The organism is Azospirillum sp. (genome assembly GCF_035627195.1).
In the GTDB taxonomy this organism is placed as follows: domain Bacteria; phylum Pseudomonadota; class Alphaproteobacteria; order Azospirillales; family Azospirillaceae; genus Azospirillum.
The window spans coordinates 1-3,818 of the sequence record NZ_DASPMG010000146.1 but is presented as its reverse complement, the minus strand read 5'-3'; the positions used below and the strand labels follow the sequence as shown (position 1 = coordinate 3,818).

General features: G+C 72.9%; 5 protein-coding genes. 3 read left to right on the top strand and 2 right to left on the bottom strand.

What is annotated here, in order from left to right; genetic code table 11:
• Positions 1-518: glycosyltransferase family 4 protein (locus tag VED21_RS13635; protein ID WP_324882915.1), on the bottom strand; the 518-nt coding region annotated here is incomplete at its 3' end.
• Between the two features lie 144 nt (positions 519-662).
• On the opposite strand from VED21_RS13635, the gene VED21_RS13630 reads away from it, so the two are divergent.
• From VED21_RS13630 to VED21_RS13620, 3 genes are read left to right on the top strand one after another with little or no spacing between them, the layout of a single operon-like run.
• Complete coding sequence (locus VED21_RS13630; RefSeq protein WP_324882914.1) at positions 663-1,259, top strand: tetratricopeptide repeat protein; 597 nt, start codon at positions 663-665, stop codon at positions 1,257-1,259.
• A 43-nt stretch (positions 1,260-1,302) separates the two neighbouring features.
• Entirely contained in the window at positions 1,303-2,427 is a 1,125-nt protein-coding gene (gene lptF / locus VED21_RS13625) for an LPS export ABC transporter permease LptF (protein WP_324882913.1), read from the top strand.
• A gap of 13 nt (positions 2,428-2,440) precedes the next feature.
• Positions 2,441-3,382, top strand: a complete 942-nt coding sequence (locus tag VED21_RS13620; RefSeq protein ID WP_324882912.1) for a glycosyltransferase family 9 protein — start codon at positions 2,441-2,443, stop codon at positions 3,380-3,382.
• A 36-nt stretch (positions 3,383-3,418) separates the two neighbouring features.
• On the opposite strand, the gene VED21_RS13615 is transcribed toward VED21_RS13620, so the two are convergent.
• Positions 3,419-3,818: hypothetical protein (locus tag VED21_RS13615; RefSeq protein ID WP_324882911.1), on the bottom strand; the 400-nt coding region annotated here is incomplete at its 5' end.

Here is a 3,818-nt window from a genome sequence, read left to right as displayed (position 1 = left end):
ACCCGGCTGCGCTCCGGCGGGTAGCCGTGCAGGTCGGTCAGCTGGGTGCGCACATGCCCGGACAGGGTCACCATGGCGTCGGACAGCCGGATCTGCCGGGCGATCGACCAGTCGCGGAAGGCGTTCTCCTCGCCCGGGTGGAACAGGCCGTCGTGCAGGACGAACAGGAAACGGGCCCCCGCCGGCCGGATGACCGGGGCGACGGCCACGTCCCACACGTGGTTCATCGTGCCGATGACCGTGTCGATCCCGTGGTCCCGGATGTAGCGTCCGAACCGCCGCCGGATCAATGGCAGCCGCAGGCTGGACACCGCGGCGTGCAGCGCGCCGCGGTAGGTGTCCACGGGAAGGCCCGGCAGCCCCAGCGCCTCGTACTCCGCCCGGATCTCCGCGTCCCGGGAGTAGGACAGGTGCACCTCCAGATCGCCGCGCGCCGCCATGGCACGGGCCAGTTCCAGCGTGTAGCGCGGGCCGCCGCCCCGGCGCCCCCAATGCCAGAGCAGGACGCGCCGCGTCATGAACGCCCGCCCGCGGCGGACGCCGGACGCCGTCCGCGCAAGATCGCTTCCGCAAAAGCCGCTGGTGGGGTACCACACCGGAGCAAAGATGCGGGGAGCGGGGTCACGCTGGCGTTCCCCTGGAATGGTGACCGGAGATCAGGCATGGACGTCGGAGCCTTGGAGCGGCAGGCCACGGACAACCAGGACGTTGCCCGCGCCTTGAGCGTGGCGCGGGAGTATAGCGGGCGCCAGGAGGCACGCAAGGCGGAAGCCGTGCTGCGCCTGATCCTGTCCGGCCACCCGGAGCATCCGGAGGCCCTGCACGAGCTTGGGGTGATCGCGCTGCGCTCCGGCCGCCCGGAGCTGGCGGTGCCGCTGCTGCAGCGCGCCGTCGCCGGCGCCCCGGACCTGTGGACCTACCACAGCAACCTGGGGGTGGCCTGCCGGGCGGTCGGGCGGCAGACCGAGGCCCTGGCCGCCTACCGCGAGGCGCTGCGCCTCAACCCGCAGTCCCCCGCCTGCCATCACAACGTCGCCAACCTCCTGCGGCAGACCGGCGACCTGGATGAGGCGGTGGCGCATTACCGCCAGGCGCTCGCCGCCAACCCGGATTACCATCCCCCCCGCCTGCCCCTGGCCGAGATCCTGCACGGCGCCGGCCGCACCGCCGAGGCGCGCCGGGAGCTGAAGGCCATTCCGGCCACCGCCCCGGAGGCGAAAGCCGCCGCCGAAGCCCTCGCACGGATGGGGAACGGATGACGCGGCCGGGTGTAGCGTGGCGCCACCTGCGGGTCTTGCCGTGATGATGACGCGACTGGAGCGGTACCTGTTCCGCAACCTCCTCGTGGCGACCCTCTATTCGACCGCCGGCCTGACCATAACCATCTGGCTGACGCAGTCGCTGCGGCTGATCGAGATCGTCGTCGAGGCGGGGGCGCCGCTGCGCTTCTTCCTGTGGCTGCTGATGCTGACGATGCCGACCTTCTTCGGCTTCGTGCTGCCGATCGCGCTGGTCGGCGCCGTCCTGTTCACCTACAACCGGCTGAACATGGACAGCGAGCTGGTGGTCATGCAGGCCGCCGGCGTCGGGCTGGGGCGGCTGGCGCGGCCGGCGCTGGTGCTCGCCGCCGGGGTGATGAGCATCGTCTTCGCCCTGAACGTCTGGCTGACGCCCATGGCGCACCGCGAACTGGTGCGCCTGGAATACGCCGTCAAGAACGACTACTCGCAGCTCTTCCTGCGCGAAGGCGTCTTCAACGAGATCGGCGAGCGGCTCAGCGTCTACATGCGCAACCGCGACCGCGACGGGAACATGCTCGGCGTGCTGGTGCATGACGCCCGCGTCCCCGGCAAGCCGGTGACCATCATGGGCGAGCGCGCCGTCATGATCGCGGAGAAGGCGGGCGCGCACTTCGTCATCTTCAACGGCAACCGGCAGGAGATGGACCAGGCGAAGCAGCGCCTGTCCGAACTGTTCTTCGAGCGCTATGCGGTGGAGATCAAGGCGCAGTCCGGCCCGCGCGGCGAGCGCTGGCCGGACGCGCGCGAGCGTTCCACCGCGGAACTCCTCGACCCGCCGCCGGAGCTCACCCAGTACGACCGCGTGACGCGGCAGATGCGGGCCGAGCTGCACCACCGGCTGTCCTCGCCGCTGTTCTCGCTGGCCTTCACCCTGGTCGCGCTCGCCACCCTGCTGCCCAGCGAATACAACCGGCGCGGCCAGACGTGGCGCATAACCCTGGCGGTTCTTGTCGTGGTGGTGCTGCAGGCGGCGTCGCTGGGCCTGACCAGCCTGTCGACCCGCATGGCCGCGTTCATCCCGCTGATGTACGGGCTGCCGCTTCTGGTCCTGGTCCCGACCTCCTGGGTGCTGGCGCGGGGCCAGCAGCGGCGGCGCGGCGCGCGGCCGGCGCCGACCGCCGGCTGAGGGGGCAGCGGCCGTGCGCATCCTCTTCATCACCTCCAGCCGGATCGGCGACGTGGTCCTGTCCACCGGCTTGCTCGGGCATCTGGTGGACACGCACCCGGACGCCCGCTTCACCATCGCCTGCGGGCCGGTCGCCGCCCCGCTGCTGCGCGCCGTGCCGCGCCTCGACCGCCTGATCCCGATGGCCAAGCGGCCGTTCGGGCGGCATTGGCTGGCGCTGTGGCTGGCCTGCGTCGGCACCCGCTGGGACCTGGTGGTGGACCTGCGCAACTCGGTGGTCGGACGGTTGCTGGCGAGCCGCCGGTTCGCCGTCCACCAGCGCCGGCCCGGCGCCCACAAGGTGGAGGAGATCGCCGCCGTGCTCGGCCTCAGCCCGCCGCCGGCGCCGCGGCTCTGGATCGATGCCGGGGCGGCGGCCGAGGCCGACCGGCTGCTTCCCCCCCACGCCCCCTTCCTCGCCATCGGCCCCACCGCCAACTGGCCCGGCAAGGAATGGCCGGCCGACCGCTTCGCCGCGCTGGCGCAGCGCCTCACCGGGCCCACCGGCCCGCTGGCGGGCATGCGGGTCGCCGTGCTCGCCGCCGGGTCGGAGGCGGAGCGGGCGCGCCCGGTCCTGGCCGCGCTCGGGAGCGCCGCCATCGACCTCGTCGGCCGCACCGACCCGCTGGTTGCCGCCGCCTGCCTGCGGCGGGCCGCGCTCTATGTCGGGAACGATTCCGGGCTGATGCACATCGCCGCCGCCGTCGGCACGCCGACGCTCGGCCTGTTCGGCCCGGGGTTTCCGGAGACCTACGGGCCCTGGGGACCGGCGGCGCGCACGGTGGTCGGCGCCGAGCCGCGCGCCGCGCTGTTCGCCCGCTGGAAGGCGGGAGAGGACGGCCTGATGGACAGCATCACCCTGGAGGCGGCCGAGGCGGCGGCACGCTCGCTGTGCCTGCGGCCGGCTCTCATGTAGGGCGTGCCCGCGGCGCGCGGCCGGACGGGCCCGGCGTCACAGGTCGAAGGGGTTGCCGCGCTTCACGTTGGCGCTGAACCGCCAGGAGCGTTCCTTCTCGTCGTAGGCATGCACCCGATCCGCCTCGGCGACGACCCGGTAGCACATCTCCTGACGCTCGCCCTCGTAGCGGAGGCAGAGCCTCCCCGCCTCGGAGCGCCAGGTCCCTCGGGCGAAGGACCACTGCTGCCCCGCCGGCGGAGGGTTGGCGGGGAAGACGTAGGAGGAGAAAAGCCCGCCCGGCTTGGTGTGGATGGCCAGGCCGGCGCCGCGCCGGTTCGTGGCGACCAGCGTGTTGCCGGCGATCATCCCGCCGATCTCCGTGTCCGTCACCGGCTTCTGGGCGGGGAGCGTCGGTTCGGCGGCGGGGCCGGCGTAGCGGAAGCCGGCCGAAGGG